General features: G+C 53.3%; 13 protein-coding genes. 5 read left to right on the top strand and 8 right to left on the bottom strand.

Going from position 1 to position 16,955, the window contains the following annotated elements:
- Positions 1 to 44 precede the first annotated feature (44 nt).
- Positions 45 to 1,406 (top strand): glycoside hydrolase family 88/105 protein, encoded by a 1,362-nt coding sequence (locus BQ7483_RS10080; RefSeq protein WP_022020668.1) that lies wholly within the window; start codon positions 45 to 47, stop codon positions 1,404 to 1,406.
- A 99-nt stretch (positions 1,407 to 1,505) separates the two neighbouring features.
- Here the strand turns inward: BQ7483_RS10080 and BQ7483_RS10075 are convergent, their stop codons facing one another.
- From BQ7483_RS10075 to BQ7483_RS10045, 7 genes are all read right to left on the bottom strand, one after another.
- The gene (locus tag BQ7483_RS10075) at positions 1,506 to 2,180 is read right to left on the bottom strand and encodes an OmpA family protein (RefSeq protein ID WP_022020669.1); all 675 of its coding nucleotides are present in this window, start codon (positions 2,178 to 2,180) and stop codon (positions 1,506 to 1,508) included.
- 46 nt (positions 2,181 to 2,226) lie between these two features.
- On the bottom strand, positions 2,227 to 3,390 hold the full coding sequence (gene nagA / locus BQ7483_RS10070) for an N-acetylglucosamine-6-phosphate deacetylase (RefSeq protein WP_072545817.1): 1,164 nt from the start codon (positions 3,388 to 3,390) through the stop codon (positions 2,227 to 2,229).
- Between the two features lie 121 nt (positions 3,391 to 3,511).
- Complete coding sequence (locus BQ7483_RS10065) at positions 3,512 to 4,282, bottom strand: patatin-like phospholipase family protein (protein WP_022020671.1); 771 nt, start codon at positions 4,280 to 4,282, stop codon at positions 3,512 to 3,514.
- 42 nt (positions 4,283 to 4,324) lie between these two features.
- Complete coding sequence (locus BQ7483_RS10060; protein ID WP_022020672.1) at positions 4,325 to 5,233, bottom strand: ion transporter; 909 nt, start codon at positions 5,231 to 5,233, stop codon at positions 4,325 to 4,327.
- Between the two features lie 409 nt (positions 5,234 to 5,642).
- On the bottom strand, positions 5,643 to 7,013 hold the full coding sequence (locus BQ7483_RS10055) for an efflux transporter outer membrane subunit (protein WP_072545816.1): 1,371 nt from the start codon (positions 7,011 to 7,013) through the stop codon (positions 5,643 to 5,645).
- Between the two features lie 31 nt (positions 7,014 to 7,044).
- Positions 7,045 to 10,179 (bottom strand): efflux RND transporter permease subunit, encoded by a 3,135-nt coding sequence (locus BQ7483_RS10050; RefSeq protein ID WP_072545815.1) that lies wholly within the window; start codon positions 10,177 to 10,179, stop codon positions 7,045 to 7,047.
- 21 nt (positions 10,180 to 10,200) lie between these two features.
- Positions 10,201 to 11,325: an efflux RND transporter periplasmic adaptor subunit gene (locus BQ7483_RS10045; RefSeq protein ID WP_072545814.1), complete on the bottom strand. Its 1,125-nt coding sequence runs from the start codon at positions 11,323 to 11,325 to the stop codon at positions 10,201 to 10,203.
- Between the two features lie 261 nt (positions 11,326 to 11,586).
- Between BQ7483_RS10045 and BQ7483_RS10040 the strand changes: the two genes are divergently transcribed.
- Positions 11,587 to 12,513: a helix-turn-helix domain-containing protein gene (locus BQ7483_RS10040; RefSeq protein ID WP_162274252.1), complete on the top strand. Its 927-nt coding sequence runs from the start codon at positions 11,587 to 11,589 to the stop codon at positions 12,511 to 12,513.
- Between the two features lie 13 nt (positions 12,514 to 12,526).
- Here the strand turns inward: BQ7483_RS10040 and BQ7483_RS10035 are convergent, their stop codons facing one another.
- Entirely contained in the window at positions 12,527 to 13,657 is a 1,131-nt protein-coding gene (locus BQ7483_RS10035) for a glycerate kinase family protein (protein ID WP_072545812.1), read from the bottom strand.
- A gap of 88 nt (positions 13,658 to 13,745) precedes the next feature.
- Here BQ7483_RS10035 and BQ7483_RS10030 point away from each other — a divergent pair, with 88 nt between their 5' ends.
- The 3 genes from BQ7483_RS10030 to BQ7483_RS10020 are packed head-to-tail and all read left to right on the top strand — an operon-like array spanning position 13,746 to position 16,093.
- A complete protein-coding gene (locus BQ7483_RS10030; protein WP_022020678.1) occupies positions 13,746 to 14,345 on the top strand; it encodes an IMPACT family protein in 600 nt (199 codons plus the stop codon).
- A gap of 37 nt (positions 14,346 to 14,382) precedes the next feature.
- The gene (locus BQ7483_RS10025; protein WP_072545811.1) at positions 14,383 to 15,507 is read left to right on the top strand and encodes an HpaII family restriction endonuclease; all 1,125 of its coding nucleotides are present in this window, start codon (positions 14,383 to 14,385) and stop codon (positions 15,505 to 15,507) included.
- Positions 15,508 to 15,526: 19 nt separating this feature from the next.
- Positions 15,527 to 16,093 carry a nitroreductase family protein gene (locus BQ7483_RS10020; RefSeq protein ID WP_072545810.1) on the top strand — a complete coding sequence of 189 codons (567 nt, stop codon included), beginning with the start codon at positions 15,527 to 15,529 and terminating at the stop codon, positions 16,091 to 16,093.
- Positions 16,094 to 16,955: the final 862 nt, after the last annotated feature.

Genomic DNA, 16,955 nt, shown 5'->3' with positions numbered 1-16,955 from the left:
GTGCCGTGAGCGTGGAGTATGGATGAACTTTAAATGAATATAGCATGAAAAATTGTCTACTGTTGGCGGTTCTGGTAGCCGTCATGACAGGTTGTGGTGCGGAAAGGCAAACGCACCAACCGGAAAACTATTCCCAGCGGATGGTGGAGTCGCACGGGCTGGTCGATTTCTATTGTAACCGTCACCATCAGACGGAGCTGGACAGTGCCGCCTGGGATTATGTTTCGGGGCTGGTGGCCAATGCGGTTTTGAAGGCATGGCTGCTCTATCCGGAGAAAACCGAGTATTACGATGCGGTGAAGGCTTTCGTCGACAACAGCACTTCTCCTGACGGTTCCGTCATCTTGAATGCCAAAGGGAAACCGGCCCTCCGTCCAAGCAACATCGACGATCTGCCTGCAGGAAATGTCTTTTTTACCTTATATAAGGAGGAATTGAAGAAAGGAAACGTCCAGGATGCCGAGCGGTACAAGAATGCGGCGTCGCTTATCCGCAATAAGTTGAAGTATGAGCATTCGCGCATTGCCGAAGGGCTTCCGGGAGCGGGAGGCTTCTTCCATAAGGCGGTGTATCCCAACCAGATGTGGCTTGACGGACTCTACATGGGTTCCACGATTTATGCCCAGTGGCAGCATGTATTCGGGAAGGAGCATCCCGAGGACAATGCACAGAGCTGGTCCGACATAGCCTTGCAGTTCAAGACCATCAACCGGTATACGTACGACGAGGGCAAGCAGCTGAACTATCATGCGTGGTCGGCCACTCCTGAGGATGAAAATTCGTTCTGGGCACGCCAGGACGGGCCGTTCAAGGGATGCAGCCGGGAATTTTGGGCACGTGGCATGGGGTGGTATTTTGCCGCTTTGGCCGATGTACTCGAGTACATGCCTCAGGACCATCCCGACTATGCGGATGTATTGGCCATTTTCCGTCAGGTGGCTGCAGGACTGAAGCGTTGGCAGGATCCTGCCTCGGGCGTCTGGTATCAGTTGTTGCAATACGACGGACAGATGCGGGCCGACGGCAAGGGTGATACCATCAACGGACAGGTCTATAACGTAGGGACGGCTTCCAACTATCTGGAGGCTTCGGCTTCGGGCATTTTCACGTATGCCTATCTGAAAGGCATACGCCTCGGTTTGCTCGACCGTGAGGTATACCTGCCTGTGGCCGAGAAGGCTTATCAGGGACTGCTCAAGACATTCATCCGCGAACAGCCTGACGGTCGTCTGGACATTGTGCAGACGTGTGCATCGGCCGGTCTGGGGCCGGCCAAGGATCCTTCGCGTACCGGTACGGCTAACTATTATCTGGCGGGCAAGGACGTGACGGTTGTCGAAAACGAGGGTAAGGCTATAGGCACCTTTATCATGGCGTCTGTCGAATATGAGCAGTTGGACCGGTGACAGCCGATGATATAAAAAAAGAACGGGCCGCAAGTTCCGGTGGAAATTCCATCGATGCTTGCGGCCCGTTTTTGACAGATGTGGGGTGCGGTCTCCCCTTTATTGTTGTGCTTCAGCTTGCTGGATCATTTCCTTGCTGGCATACATATAGATTTCTACGCGGCGGTTTTCGTCGGCCGACTTGCTTTCGTCGTATTCATCATAAGCCACACCTTTCACTACCTTGAACTGGGCGGGCGACACGTTGCATTCCTGCAAATAGTTTTCTACGGCGTATGCGCGGTCTTTCGAGACTTTCACATTGGCCTCATACGTTCCCACCTTATCCGTATGTCCGATGATGGCGATATCTGTTGTCGGGTCGTCGCGCAGGATTTGGGCGAGTTCGCGGAGCGAGGCTTTGGCATCGTTGCTCAGCGCCGAAGAGTTGAACCCGAACAGGATGCCCGATGTGAACGATACCTTGACGGCATCCAGTCCGTTGGTGTCGGTTACCTTTTCCACTTCGGCGCCTTCAATCTTGGCGGCTTCTTCTGCTTTCTTATCCATTTTGCGGCCGATGATGACACCGGTTCCGGTGCCTACCACGGCTCCTACGGCAGCACCGATGGCGGCTCCTTTGCCTTTGCCTACCAGTCCTCCGATGAGGGCGCCGGCTGCGGTTCCCGATGTACCTCCGATGATACCTCCTTTAGCCGTATTGTTCATGGTTCCACAACCACTGGCCAACATGCCTGCACAGAGCAAGCCAATCATTAATTTCACATTCTTCATCTTTCTATAAGTTTAGGATTAGGATATAGTTCTGTTATTTTCTGTCTTAGAATAGCGTATTGGTTTCTTCCACCAACTTTCCGGCTTGCCATACGGCCCGGATGTTCAGTTCCTTGTCGAGTACGACGACGTCGGCGTCCATGTCCTTCTGCAGGGAGCCCTTGCGGTCGGAAATGTTCATGATACGTGCCGGCGTTTCGCTTGCCATGCGGAGGGCGTCGCCCAGCGGTATGCCTGCCTTTACCATGGTGCGGACCAGCGTGTCGCTGGTGGCGATGCTGCCTGCCAGAGACGAGTGGTCGGCCAGCTTGCAGACTCCGTCTTCGATGATGTAGCGCGGGTCGTTGATTTCCTTACCGTTGCTGGCCGAGCACGACATGGCGTCGGTGACGAGGCACGTACGTTCCACGCCTTTCAGCTTGTAGGCCAGCTTCAGGATGGTGGCGGGCAGGTGGATGCCGTCGGCTATCAGTTCGATGGTCATGCCGTCTGTCAGGTAGACGCTTTCCACGGTGCCTTCGTATTTGTATTCGCGGCGTTTGTGGAAGCCCGGCATGGCGTTGTAGAAGTGGGCTGCATGGGTGAATCCGGCTTCATACGCAGCCTTGATGGCGTCGTATTCGGCTTCGGTATGCGAGATGGCGACCAGAATGTCTTTCTGGCGGAGATAGCGGGCGAAGTCGAGGGCACCCGGCAGCTCGGGGGACGCGTCCCAGCGGCGGATGCAGCAGGTGCTTTCCACCAGTTCCTTGTATTCTTTTTCGTCAATGTCCTTTACTTGTCCGGTAAATTGCTCTCCAGCCATCTTGGGATTGAGGTAGGGGCCTTCGATGTGGAGTCCTGCTACAGGGCTGCCCGGCTCCTGCATCAGCTTTTCGCAGATGGAGGCCGCTTCGTGCAGCTTGTCGAAAGGTGAGCTGGACAGGGTGGGATAGATGGTGGTAGAGCCATGGAGCAGATGGGCATGGATGGCAGAACGGAAAGCCTCTTCCGTACATTCGGTAAAGTCGTGTCCGCCTCCGCCATGAATGTGCATGGATACGAAGCCCGGCACGATGTACATGCCTTTGGCATCAATCATGCGGGCACCGATCAGTGCCAGGTCACAGTTGGTTACTTCCAGTATCTTTCCGTCGCGCATCAGTACGGAACCTTCGTCCAGCCATCCTTGCGGAGTAAATATACGGCCGTTTATAATCTGAGTCAGCATCGTTTTTTTTCTTTTTAAAGGTTAGTGTTATTGGATTGTTTCTTGCAAATGTAACGACTTCTTATGAGAAATGGTTCTTTTGCTCTGAAATTTTTATGGGAAATTTATCAGGCAGAAAATGTTACAGCTTCTCCAATGTGCGGCGGGCGGCTTCGGCTCCGCTCCGGATGATGCGGCTGGCGTGGTTGAATTCCATCATGTCGTAGTCGCGAGCGGACATTTGGATGAGGATGTCGGGCGTGGTGCGTTCGATGTCGAAGCGAGTAATCTGCTGCATCATCAGGCGTGACGATTCTGACAGCAGCTTGTAGGGATTCATCCGTTGGCGTTTGCCGTTGTCGATGGGTGCGTTGACGTCGACGGCCACCAGGAGGTCGCCCGGCGTGCGGATGGCGTGGCGCAGGGGCAGGGGATTGAGCAGTCCGCCGTCCACCAGTATGCGGCCTTCGGAGCGGACGGGGCGGAACACCATGGGGATGGAGATGGAGGCCCGGATGGCGTGGAACAGGCTGCCCGAGGTGAACTTCACTTCCTGTTCGTTCAGGATGTCCGTAGCCAGGGCGGCGTAGGGCAGGGGAAGGTCCTCGATGGGGATGTCAGGGACAATCCGTTTCAGTTCGCGGATGAAGCGGTCGCCTTTTACCAGCCCGTCACGGCTCAGGGTAAGGTCGGCCAGTTGGAACATCTTTCGCTTGTCCCAGCTGCACAGCCATTCCTTGCATGCGTCCATCTTTCCGGTTGCGTACATGGCTCCGACCATCGCTCCCATGGAGCTGCCGGTGATGGACGCTATTTCGTAACCACGTTCCAGCAAGGTTTCTATCACGCCGATGTGGGCGATGCCACGGGCGCCGCCCATGGAGAGTACGAGGGCTATCTTCTGTTTGTTCATAAGGCGTCAATATATCTTGGGTTCAGTGAAGGGGGCAGGCGGTCAGAAGTGTTCGTCGTCGCGTTGCTCCTGCGGCTTGTCCGTATCGGGTTCGGCTTTCCTCAGGCGGGCGCCGCAATATTTGCAATAGAGGGCCTCGAAGTCGTGTCCGTCGCGATGGCATCGGGGGCAGCGGCGTTTCTCGCGTTTCTTGTGTTCGCTCACCATGGTGGCCGACACGATGCCGGTAGGTACGGCAATGATGGTGTAGCCGATGAGCATGATGACGGCCGACAGGAAGCGGCCTGTGGGCGTGACCGGTGTGATGTCTCCATATCCTACGGTCGTCATGGTGACGATGGCCCAGTAGATGCTGTTGGGGATGTTGTTGAACTGTGAGCCGGGGGCATCGCCTTCGATGGCATACATCACCGTGCCCATGGACGTGACGAGGATGAGCACGAAAAAGAAGAAGATGAATATCTTGGGCGCACTGATCCACAGGGAGCGCAGGAGCAGGTTGCCTTCGTTGATGAAGGTGAAGAGCTTGAAGATGCGGAAGACGCGGATGAGGCGGAAGGCGCGGATGACGAGCAGGTAGTGCGACCCGTGGAGGAAGAAGCTCAGGTAGACGGGCAGCGTGGCCAGCAGGTCGACGATGCCGAAGAAGCTGAAGATGTATTTCCGCGGCTGCTTCAGGCAGTAGATGCGTGCCAGATATTCCATGGTGAAAATCAGTGTGAGCAGATACTCCAGCCCCCTCAGCGCCAGGTAGGCCGAGTGGGGGAAGATGTGCATGCTCTCCAGTATGACAAGCAGCACACTGAGGATGATGCTCCCGATGAGGATGATGTCGAACAGCTTGCCCTGGGGCGTGTCCGACTCGAAGACGATGGAGAAGATCTTCTGCTTCAGCTCCTCGTTGTGCAGGAAGTGGTGCCATCGTTGGCGCAGGGTAGAAAAATATTTCATGATAGTATCTTGCTTGAATTTGTGGGACAAAGTTAACAATTAACGGCTGGTTTTGTATCGCCGGACGGGCATAAAATTCTATTACAGGATGGGGGAGGGTGCCTGAAAGTGGGTGATGTATTTGCTTTACACGGATTAAAGCGGTGCTTTAAACGCTTTAAAGCAATGCTTTATTGCTGTTAAAGCATTGCTTTATTACTGATAAAGCGGTACTTTATTATGCGTAAAGTGAAAATAAAGTGTTATCTGTTTGTGCTTCTGATGCTTACTGGTATGAAATAAACCCGCACGGTTCGTCACGAATGGTGCGGGCTTCAGGTTGACTTCATAATATTGGTTTATGAAGAGAGAGTAGATTTAGTTAACACGGTATTAGGAAAACCCCTTTTGGGAAATGTCCCGTATGAATTTATTGGTCAGCTCCTCCGCCCAAAGCATGGTAGAGGTTGATGACGCCTTGTATTTCATTGTAGCGGTCGGAAGCCAGGGTCAGCTGAGCCGAGAGGAGCGACTGGCGGGCGGTGAGCACCTGCAGATAGTTCACCGTTCCGTACTTCATCAGCAGGCGTGTATCCGAAACGGTGGTTTCCAGATGTTTCACTTGTTCCCTGTCCAGCAGGATCTGTTCGCGGGCCGTCTGCCACTGGATAAGGGCGTTGTTCACTTCCTGTCCGGCATCGAGCAGTGACTGTTTGAAGGCCAGTACCGCTTCTTCCTGCTGCGCCTTGGCTATCTTCAGGTTGGCAATGTTCTGCCCGCGGTTGAAGAGCGGCTGCACCAGCGAGCCTACCGCCTGCAGAAGCCAGGCGCCGGGATTGGTGATGGCCGCTCCGCCGCTGTTGGTCCATCCGGCACTTCCGCTCAGCGTGATGCTGGGGTAGAAGGCCGAACGGGCGGAATTGGTGGCATAGAAGGCCTGCATGAGCGAGGCTTCCGACTGGCGTACATCAGGACGTCGGGACAGGAGCTCGATGGGCAGGCCGACAGACATGTGGTCGGGGAATTGCTGCTCGTCCAGTGTACCTCGTTCGATGTGGCGGGGCACTTCACCCAGGAAGGTGCACAGGGCATTCTCCTGTTCGGCTACCTGCTGCTGGAGCGAGAGGAGCGACGATTCGGCACTGAGGCGGGAGGCTTCAGCCTGGCTCAGGGTGGCACGGTCGGCCTGGCCCGCATTCATCAGGGCATGTAGCGACTTGACATATTCGCGCCAGCTTTCGGCTGTCTGTGTGGTGACTCTTACCTGTTCGTCAAGCATCAGCAGGGCATAGTAGCTGTCGGCTACGGTGGCTATGACTTGGGTCTGCATGGCCTGTCGGTAGGCTTCGCTTTCGAGCAGGGCCGCACGGGCACTGCGCTTGGCATTGGTCAGCTTTCCGAAGAGGTCGATTTCCCACGAGGCAGAGCCCCCCAGCGAATAGGTTTTCTGCGTTTTGCTGCCGTCGTAGCTGGAGAGACTGCCCTGCGGGTCGAGTTGCAGGGAAGGCAGGTAGGCCAGCTTGGACGACATCAGGGCGGCCTGTGCCTCCTTGACGCGCAAGGCGGCTGTCTGCAGGTCGGTATTGGCCTTCAGCCCGCGCTGTATGAGCGACTGGAGGTAAGGGTCGGTGAACAGTTCCTCCCATCCCAGCGAAGCGATGGACGAGGTCGTGTCGGGAGCGGCTTCGGCGCGGTAGAGGCTGTCGGTCTGAACCGTGCCCAGTTCGGGCCGCTCGTATTTGTTGTATATGCCGCAACTGGTTGTCAGCAATGACAGGGCGGCTATCCATATATGTTTCATGTTCTTCTTTCTGTTAGAGTTTATATAAGAATCAGTCCTCTTCATGTTTGCGGGCAGGCATCAGTCTTTCTTGCAGCGTCTGGAAGACAATGAACAGCGTGGGCACCACGAAGAGCAGGGCCAGGGTACCTATCAGCATACCGCCTACCGTTCCTACGCCCAGCGAGATGTTACCGTTGGCGCCGGCACCCGAAGCTACTACCAGCGGGAACAGACCGATAATCATCGTGAGGGCAGTCATCAGGATGGGGCGCAGGCGGACGCCGGCTGCCGATACGGCTGCCTGGGCGATGGTCATGCCCTGACGGCGGCGGGCCGAGGCGTATTCCGTCAGCAGGATGGCTGTCTTGGCCAGCAGACCGATCAGCATGATGAGACCCGTTTGCATGTAGATGTTGTTTTCAAGTCCCCACATCTTGGCGAAGAGAAAGCTTCCCATCAGTCCGAACGGTACACTCAGCATGACGGCCAGTGGAACGAGGAGACTCTCGTAGAGCGCACAGAGGATGAGGTAGACGAAGATGATGCAGATGCCGAAGATGATAACCGTATTGCTTCCGCTTCCGGCTTCTTCACGCGTGATGCCTCCGAATTCGTAGCCGTAGCCCACGGGCAGTGTCTCTTTGGCTACCTCTTCAATGGCTGCAATGGCTTCGCCTGTGCTGTAGCCGTCGGCCGGAAGTCCGTTCACCTGGATGGAGCTGTAGAGGTTGAAGCGGCTGAGCGTTTCGGTGCCATATACCTTGGTCAGTGTGACGAACTGGCCGATGGGGGCCATTTCGCCCGAGGAGGTACGGATGAACATGTTGTTCAGCGCATCCTTGTCCAGACGATAGGTTTTGTCGGCCTGCACCATGACGCGGTAGAGCTTGGAAAAACGGTTGAAGTTGGACGAATAGTTACCGCCGATGAAGCCGGACAGTGCGCTGAGTACATCGGTGGTCGTCACGCCTGCCCGCTGGCAGCGGGCGGCGTCTACTTCGACGGTATATTGAGGGAACTTCGTGTCGAACGAAGTATAGGCCATCTGGATTTCGGGCCGTTGGTTCAGGGCGGCAATGAAGTTCGTGGTGTATTTCTGCAACGTGTTGATGTCACCTCCGGCACGGTCCTGCACGTAAAGCTCAAAACCGCTGCCCATACCGTAACCCATGATGGTAGGCTGGGCGAAGACGAAGAGCTTGGCGGACTTGACGTTGGCCGTGCGGCGGTATATCTCGTTGATGACGGCGTTGATGTTGTCTTCGCTTCCAGCACGTTCCTCCCAAGGCTTCAGCTTGATGATGAGCATACCGCCCGAAGGAGCCTGTCCGCCCATCATGCTGTAACCGCTCACGTTGGAGTAACGGTCTATCTGCGGGATGTCCTTGATGCACTTTTCCACTTCGGACATGGCTTTGACGGTCTGCGAAAGACTACTGCCCGGAGGGGTCGTGACGTTCATGAAGATACAGCCCATGTCTTCGTCGGGCACCAGTCCGGTCTTGGTGGTCTTCATCAGGACTACCAGCAGGGCGATGCTGGCAACCAGTGCCGTTCCTACTATCCATTTGCGCCGGAAGAACCATTTCACTCCACCTTTATAGCGTAGGATGAGGCGGTTGAACGAAGCTTCGAAGGCCTGGTGGAAGCGGGAAGAAAAACTCAGTTTCTGGCCCGTAGAGGCATCGATATGTGGAGTCATGATGAGTGCGCACAGGGCCGGACTCAACGTCAGGGCATTGATGGCGGATATACCCACGGCTACGGCCATCGTCAGACCGAACTGCATGTAGAACGTTCCGCTGGTTCCTCCCATGAACGATGACGGGATGAATACGGCCATGAACACCAGCGATGTGGTGACAATGGCGGCAGCAATGCCGTCCATGGCTCCGGTAGTAGCCTTGTAGGGCGAGCGGACGCCTTCGTCAAACTTGGCCTGTACCGCTTCGACCACCACAATGGCATCGTCCACCACCGTACCGATGACCAGTACGAGGGCAAACAGTGTCAGCAGGTTAAGGCTGAAGCCGGCTACGTAGAGGAAAGCGAACGTTCCGACCAGCGACACGATGATGGATACGGCCGGAATGATGGTGGAGCGGACGCTTTGCAGGAAGACGTACACAACGAGGATAACCAGGATAATGGCTTCAACCAGCGTCTTTACCACTTCGTGGATGGAGGCATCGAGGAAGTCTTTGGTACTCATCAGGTCAGTCAGTACCAGGCCCTTGGGCAGTTCTTTGGCTATTTCTTCAGTCAGCTTGTCTATTTCTTGGATGATTTCGTTGGCGTTGGAGCCGGCCGTTTGCGAAATCATGCAGGTAGCTCCCGGATGGCCGTTTATCTCGCTGTTGTAGGCATAGCTCTGTGCCCCCAGTTCCACTTTGGCGACATCTTTTAGGCGGAGCACTTCACCGTTGGCCAGGGACTTGATGACGATGTTGCCGAACTCTTCGGAGGTCTCGTAACGTCCGCGGTACTTCAAGGTGTATTGGTAGGTATTTTCAGAATCTTCGCCCAGCGTACCGGTAGCTGCTTCAACGTTCTGGTCGCCCAGGGCACTGATAACGTCATCGGGTACCAGCGAGTACTGGGCCATGATCTGCGGATTGAGCCAGATACGCATGGCGTAGTCGCCACCCATCACATTGACGTTTCCTACGCCTGTGATACGCGAAATACGTGGCTCTACATTGATCTTGAAATAGTTGTTGATGAAGGTCTGGTCGTAACTGTCGTCGGGGCTGTAGAGGGCCAGAATCTTCAGCATACTGTTCTGTCTTTTTTCAACAGTCACACCGATTTTGGTTACCTCGGCGGGCAGAAGGCCTTCGGCTTCGGATACACGGTTCTTAGTGTTGATGGTGGCCATATCGGGGTCGGTGCCCTGTTTGAAATACACGGTGATGCTGCCCGAACCGTTGTTGGTGGCGGTCGAAGTCATGTAGGTCATGTTCTCCACGCCGTTGATGGCCTCTTCCAACGGTACGATGACGCTCTTCTGTACGGTTTCGGCATTGGCTCCCGTGTAGCTGGTAGATACCATGACGGTAGGCGGTGCAATGTCGGGATATTGTTCCATAGGCAGGTTGAACAGGCTGATGAGGCCCAGCATCAGTATCAGTACTGATATGACGCATGCCAGGATGGGGCGGTCGATGAATGTTCTGAGTTTCATAACGTTTTCCTCCTTTCAGGTTTAGTTGGCAGAGGTGCTTTCGGGTGCTGGTGCACCTACTGCAGTTCCTTCCTGAACCAGTCCGGCTCCTTCGGCGATGATAGTGTCTCCTTCTTTTATTCCATCTTCCACGATGTACTCTTTCCCATCGTTGATGGGGAATACGGTCACTTGTGAAGAAGTGGCCTTACCGTCTACAACCTTATAAACAAAAATTTTGTCTTGAATTTCATAGGTGGCTTCCTGGGGAATGATCAGTACATTCTCTTTCACATAAGGGAAAATGACTGTACCGCTACCACCGTTGCGGAGCATGTGTCCCGGATTGGGGAAGGTGGCCCTCAAGCTGACGGCTCCTGTACTGGTATCAATCGTTCCGCTGATGGCATCGATGCGGCCTTTGTGGGCGTATGTCAGTCCGTCGCTCAGTTTCAGTTCCACTTCGGGCATCTGTTTCAAGGCTTCGTCGAGTGTCTTGTATTGACGTATCAGGGACAATATCTGACTTTCGGTCATGGAGAAGTAGACATACATTTCTTTATCGTCGGATACGGTGGTGAGCGGTGTAGTGATGGAGGCATCGACCAATGCGCCTACACGATAGGGGAGCATGCCCGACACTCCGTCTACCGGGCTTTTTACCTCGGTATACGACAGGTTGTTGCGTGCGTTCACTTCTTCTGCCTTGGCTTGTGCCAGAGTGGCTTCGGCTTGCAACAGGCTGTTGCGGGCAGTCTGCAGATCAAAGTCTGACACTACTTTTTCTTTGAAAAGCTGTTCTTTGCTGTTGGCTGTCAGTCGGGCTGTGCCTACGGATGCTTCAGCGCTTTTTACGTTGGCGACAGCTGTTTCCAGTGCCGCTTTATAAGGTACCTGGTCGATGATGACCAGTGTCTGTCCTTTCTTTACTTTAGCACCTTCGGCGATGCATACTTGGGTGATGGTACCGCTTACTTGCGGACGTATTTCCACGCTTTGCCGACCATTGATGACAGCTGTGTAACTTTGGCTGAGTGTACGTGTTCCGCGTGTCACTTCCATTGTCCTGTAGTTTCCTCCATTCATGTCCTGAGGGGCATTCTTGCATGCGGTGGCAAGCAGGAGGCAGAGGCTCCATGCACTTGCCCGTAAAAACATTCTTTTCATTCTTAATTAACTTAATCCGTTTGATTGATGGGCGCAAAGTTATCGGCAATGTGAGGCCTTCTTCTGGTTTCATTTCACTTTTGATTGGTTTAAAATCGCATATTACCACTTTTTTGCTTTATAATTTTTAATAAGTGAAAAAAGGCTTCGGCCTATCGTGTCTTTCCTTTATATTTACCGGCAAATCGGATGAGAAGTCGTTGAAAATACAGCCATGAAGAGAGAGCCGGCGTAGATTAGGAATCATAAAAAATGGAGCGAATGAAGAATCTGGCAGAAGACGTTCATGGCTGGCTTTCCAAGGGAATGCCTGCGGGTGGAAAGGTGGAAGTGGCCTCTTATGGTCATGAAATAGTGATGGCAAGACTGGAAGGTGAGGCCATGAAGTGGGCACTGGACATTCCTGATGACGGTTACCATATCAGTTTGCTGATGATAGGAGGCGAACTTCATCTGACGTTGAACGGTGACCGTATGGGATTCGTTTCACCCGTCTATATTGACTTTATTGATTCCAATCGTTGGGAGAATGTCCATATGGATGGTTGCTTGAAAGCATATCTGTTGGTGGTGGAACGGAATTTCTTCCACGAGGTAACTGTCAAACTTCGTTCCCGAATCTCTGAAAAAATGATGGAATATGTCCGTAGTCCCTTTGTCTTGTTGGAGCAGGAAGAGGCAGAGCGTTTGGGGGAACTTTCTTCTGTCTTGTTCGGGGTAATGCTGGGAGGCAATGATGTTTTCCATAGGGAATTGCTGCAGAGCCTTTTGTCTTCCTGCCAGTGTGAGTTATGGAATACGATTTTCCGTCGCCATGAGTCTGTTTACGGAGCGGAAGAATCTTATCATTGGGGTGACACAGTTTCTCATTTTCTATATCTGGTCCACACTTTCTGTTGCGAACGCCACGAAGTGAACTGGTACTGTGAGCAGTTGGGCGTGTCGGTCAATGCGTTGAATGCTGCCTTGAAAAGGTTGTATGGAAAGACTGCACGGAGTATAATCGATGAATTGCTTCTGACTGAAGCCAAAGTGGCTTTACGCAATCCGGGATATAGTGTGCAGGACGTATCCGACCAGTTATGTTTTAGTGACCAGTCGGCTTTCGGCAAGTTTTTCAAACGTTGTTTCGGAGTGTCGCCGGCTCTCTTCCGCCGTGAACTGGAGAAAGAAAAAACGCCGCAATAGACCGGTGGAATGTCTATTTATTCCAATTTTTTAAAAGCTGCTCCATTGCCTGGCGGATATTCTCTTGGGCTGTATGCTTTTGCATGGCTACGCAGAGCGGCATGTCTTGAGGGGTAGTGGCGCATACATGGTAGAATCCGGCTGCATGCAGTTCTTCTTCGTCTGCAATTTGTCCTGCTATCAGAGCAATGGGAATGCCTGCCCGTACAGCTTCGTGCAGTACTCCTGCCGGAACTTTTCCCATCAGGGTCTGTCGGTCGGCACGTCCCTCGCCTGTAATGATCAGATCGGCCCCCTTTATTTTGTCTTGAAAACCGTTGGCCTCCAGCAGCAGGCTGATGCCTGGACGTAAGTCGGCATGCAGGAAGGCGGCCAGCGCGCCGCCCAGTCCGCCTGCGGCTCCGGCACCAGGTAGGGTGGCGATGTCGATTCCTGTCGCTTGTTGGTAGAGTTGGGCCAGGTGTTGCAGGCCTTGGTCGAGCAGTTGCACATCGTCGGGGGTGGCTCCCTTTTGGGGGGCAAAGATGCAGGCTGCACCTTCGGTACCGTAGAAGGGATTGCGGACGTCGCAGGCAGCTGTACATCGGGTGGTTTTCAAGGCAGGGTGGGCGAGCGAGGTATCTATCCGGACCGTTGCTGTCATATCCTTGCCCCGTCCTTCCAACTCTTTCCCTTGCCGGTCCAGGAAACGGATGCCCAAGGCACTGAGCATCCCCATACCTCCGTCGTTGGTGGCACTGCCGCCGAGGCCGACGACCAGACGGCGACATCCACGGTCGAGGGCATCACGCATCAGTTCGCCTGTTCCGCGGGTCGTGGTTTGCAGGGGGGTGCGCAAGTTTTCGGGTACGAGAGTCAGGCCGCTGGCCGAAGCCATTTCAATATAGGCAGTCTGTCTGTCGGCAGTAATCAGATAGCGTGCTTCCACCTTGTCATTCAGGGGACCCTGTACACGGAGGTGTACCTCCTGTCCTCCTAAAGTGGACAAGGCATCCAGCATGCCTTCACCTCCGTCGGCTATCGGGATGCAAAGGGTTTCAGCCCGAGGGTATATCCGCAGGATGCCTTCGCGGGCGGCTGCTTCGGCTTCGGTGGACGTGAGACTTCCTTTGAAGGAGTCGATGGCGAGGACAAACTTTCTCATGACGTTTAGGACTTGGTACTCTGCAAAATTAGGATTTTTGTCGGGAATAGGCGAGGAGTAAGTGGAAAAATGCACTATCTTTGTCGGTATGAACGAAGACGTATACAGAACCATTGCCGCTCCTGCCGAAGGCATTTACACGGAGAAGCGGAGCAAGTTTATCGCCATTGCCTTGCCTGTGCGTACGGTGGACGAAGTGAAGGCGTTGCTGGAGGGGTATCAGAAGAAATACTATGATGCCCGCCACGTGTGCTACGCCTATATGCTGGGCCCTCAGCGCAAAGACTTCCGGGCGAACGACAATGGTGAGCCGTCGGGTACGGCAGGCAAACCTATCCTGGGGCAGATAAACTCGAACGAGCTGACGGATATCCTTATCATCGTGGTGCGTTACTTCGGAGGCATCAAGTTGGGGACAAGCGGATTGATTGTAGCCTACAAGGCTGCCGCTGCCGAAGCCATTGCCGCCGCTGAAGTTGTGGAGAAAACTGTGGACGAGTGCATCTGCTTCTGGTTCGAATATCCTTTCATGAACGACGTGATGCGGGTGGTCAAGGAAGAAGGGCCCGAGATTGTGGAGCAGGGTTACGACACGGATTGCCGTATGACCCTCCGCATACGCAGCTCCCTGATGCCACGCTTGCGTGCACGGCTGGAGAAAGTGGAAACGTTGAGAGTAGAGGAGTAGAAATCTATTATATTGTTAACTTTATACATTATCATATATGTTCAAAGCGACAAAAAGAGAATTGGGCGAGATTTATGCTTTTTTCCGTCTGTTGGCGGATGGAAAGGTATATATGGGTACGCCTCAGGTACAAAAGGACATGAATCGTTGCCGGCCTGTGGCGCTGGTTCAGCGCGAGGAGCACGACGGTACGCGCCGTTATTACATCGAAGCGGAGGAGGTTCGCATGGTGTCGGGCGAGGTGGACCGTAACGGACAGTTTGTGCCGAAGGAAGAGGCGGAGCCGGTTGCTTTTCCGAGAACCGACTTTGGCGAAGCGGCCGACTATATACTTGATATTCTGAAGAATGCATCGGGCGAGGAAGTTGAAGTGCCTGATGGGTTGGAAGGATTTCTCGATGCCGTACGCATCTACGATCTGGAAGCCAAGACCGATGACCGTACCGACTTCAAGGTGGCTTTTTGGCAGGCGGACGCTCCCTTGACGGGCTTGTGCGTGCGTTGTAGGTTGAGTCCCATGAATCCGTTGCTCGACGGCGGGCGTACGGCCAACTTGAAGTTGGAACAGACAGGCGTGAAGTTTGCCGTGCCTACGGTCAACAAGGTCAATGCCCTGCCCGAATCGCCCAACGAGGTGGCCGAGCGTATGCTGATGATTGAACGGCTGGGCGGCGTGCTGAAGTATAGCGATGTGGCCGACCGCGTGTTCCGTTGCAACCTGCTGATGATTGACCTGCATTTTCCCCGTATGTTGGCCGAGATGGTGCGCCTGATGCATCTCGAAGGCATTACTCGCGTCTCTGAGCTGACAGAGCGCATCAAGGAACTCAATCCGTTGAAGATAAAGGATGAACTCATCCAGAAACATCGGTTCTATGAGTACAAGATGAAGCAGTTCCTGCTGGCTCTGGCTTTAGGCATGCGTCCCGCCAAGATTTTCAATGGAGCCGACTCGGCCGTCGAGGGCATGCTGCTGGTCGACGGGCAAGGCGAAGTGTTTTGTTACCATCAGTCGTGCCGACAGGATTTTGCCGAATTCCTTTACCTTAATACGCGCTTTGAAAAAGGAGCGTTGGAGAAGGATAAGTATGGTTTTTTGGAGCGTGAGAATGGCTCCTGGTATTTCAAACTGAATGTCAAGATAGGATTGGTGAAACGTTGAACCACAATAAATAGAAGAAATGAAGAACGAAGTATTGCAAAACATCAAGGCACGCCACAGTGTGCGTACCTATACCGACCGTCAGGTGTCGGCACACGATTTGGATTTGATTCTCGAAGCGGCTACCTATGCTCCCAATGGTATGCATTATGAAACATGGCATTTTACGGCCATTCAGGATGCGGCGGTTCTGACCGAGTTGAACGAGGCCATCAAGGGTGCATTTGCCAAAAGTGGCGAGCCCCGCTTGCGCGAACGCGGGCATAGTACGACTTATTGTTGTTATTACCATGCTCCTACTTTGGTGATTGTTTCCAACGAACCTACCCAATGGTGGGCACCGATGGATTGTGCTTGTGCATTGGAAAATATTTTCTTGGCAGCACGTTCGTTGGGTATCGGTTCTTGCTGGATTAATCAGTTGGGGCAGACTTGCGATGATCCTGAAGTCCGTGCCCTCCTTACTCGCTTGGGAGTTCCTCAGAATCATAAGGTTTATGGCTGTGCGGCTTTGGGATATGAACCTGCCGATGCTCCTCAGAAAGAGAAGAAGGTAAAGGAGGGGACTATTACCATTATCCGTTAAAATAATTCTATTATTTTGTAGAAGGGATCAAGAGGTTCGGAAACAGCTACTTGGCAGGAGCGTTTCCGAGCCTTTTTTAGTTTTTCTGCCCATTTTTTCCCTTCTATTGCAGGATATGTACATTCTCTTTCCGTCCTGTGCGCATCCTCCCTTTTGTTTTCGCACATTCTTTTCCCTTCGTTTGTGTTCTGTAATGCATCCTTTTTCCCTCTTCAAATCATTGCTTTCCGGACGGGAAGTCGCCGTTTCCTTTTCCGAAACTGTAATTGTAATTGTCATGCGCGCGCGATGCGCCCGCGTGAAATATTATAATGTGTGCCTTCTTTTTCCTGCCTCCACAAGCATGGGAAAATTATGTTTTGTAACATATCTGTAAACCAGCAGTTTGCGTAAAACCCTGCGGAAAAGTTCAAAAAATAACTTGCGCAGATTTTGCGAGTATGGAAATAACCCGTACTTTTGCACCCGCTTTCGGAAAGGAAGCGGCGATGCTTGACAGAATGTTGCGGAGACGTTTGGCGCAGGGTGCTCCGGACGGTTTGCGGCTCAGGTCCCGCCTTTCGCAAGAGAGGCCCAAGCGGACGGCCCTTCCCCGGCAGCCTTCGGAAAAGAAACTTCGAAAAAACTTCGCAAAACGTTTGGCGGTTTGAAAATAACTCCTTACCTTTGCACCCGCTTTTGAGAAGGACACCCCGGAGCTCCGTTCCGAAAAAAAACTTCGAAAAAAGTTCCGCAAAAATTTGGAGGATATGCCAAAAACTCCTTACCTTTGCAACCGCTTTCCCTTAAAAACGGAAGGCGTCAAGAAAGAGCGATCTTTGATGAGATTTACATAAACAATACAGTAGTACAAGAGCGAAAC

Source organism: Mediterranea massiliensis, from assembly GCF_900128475.1.
GTDB lineage: Bacteria > Bacteroidota > Bacteroidia > Bacteroidales > Bacteroidaceae > Bacteroides > Bacteroides massiliensis_E.
This window is presented reverse-complemented; position numbering and strand designations above follow the sequence as displayed.

Coding starts and splice junctions, on each gene's coding strand:
- BQ7483_RS10080 (WP_022020668.1), top strand. CDS start 45: ATGAAAAATTGTCTACTGTTGGCGGTTCTGGTAGCCGTCATGACAGGT.
- BQ7483_RS10075 (WP_022020669.1), bottom strand. CDS start 2,180: ATGAAGAATGTGAAATTAATGATTGGCTTGCTCTGTGCAGGCATGTTG.
- nagA (WP_072545817.1), bottom strand. CDS start 3,390: ATGCTGACTCAGATTATAAACGGCCGTATATTTACTCCGCAAGGATGG.
- BQ7483_RS10065 (WP_022020671.1), bottom strand. CDS start 4,282: ATGAACAAACAGAAGATAGCCCTCGTACTCTCCATGGGCGGCGCCCGT.
- BQ7483_RS10060 (WP_022020672.1), bottom strand. CDS start 5,233: ATGAAATATTTTTCTACCCTGCGCCAACGATGGCACCACTTCCTGCAC.
- BQ7483_RS10055 (WP_072545816.1), bottom strand. CDS start 7,013: ATGAAACATATATGGATAGCCGCCCTGTCATTGCTGACAACCAGTTGC.
- BQ7483_RS10050 (WP_072545815.1), bottom strand. CDS start 10,179: ATGAAACTCAGAACATTCATCGACCGCCCCATCCTGGCATGCGTCATA.
- BQ7483_RS10045 (WP_072545814.1), bottom strand. CDS start 11,325: ATGAAAAGAATGTTTTTACGGGCAAGTGCATGGAGCCTCTGCCTCCTG.
- BQ7483_RS10040 (WP_162274252.1), top strand. CDS start 11,587: ATGAAGAATCTGGCAGAAGACGTTCATGGCTGGCTTTCCAAGGGAATG.
- BQ7483_RS10035 (WP_072545812.1), bottom strand. CDS start 13,657: ATGAGAAAGTTTGTCCTCGCCATCGACTCCTTCAAAGGAAGTCTCACG.
- BQ7483_RS10030 (WP_022020678.1), top strand. CDS start 13,746: ATGAACGAAGACGTATACAGAACCATTGCCGCTCCTGCCGAAGGCATT.
- BQ7483_RS10025 (WP_072545811.1), top strand. CDS start 14,383: ATGTTCAAAGCGACAAAAAGAGAATTGGGCGAGATTTATGCTTTTTTC.
- BQ7483_RS10020 (WP_072545810.1), top strand. CDS start 15,527: ATGAAGAACGAAGTATTGCAAAACATCAAGGCACGCCACAGTGTGCGT.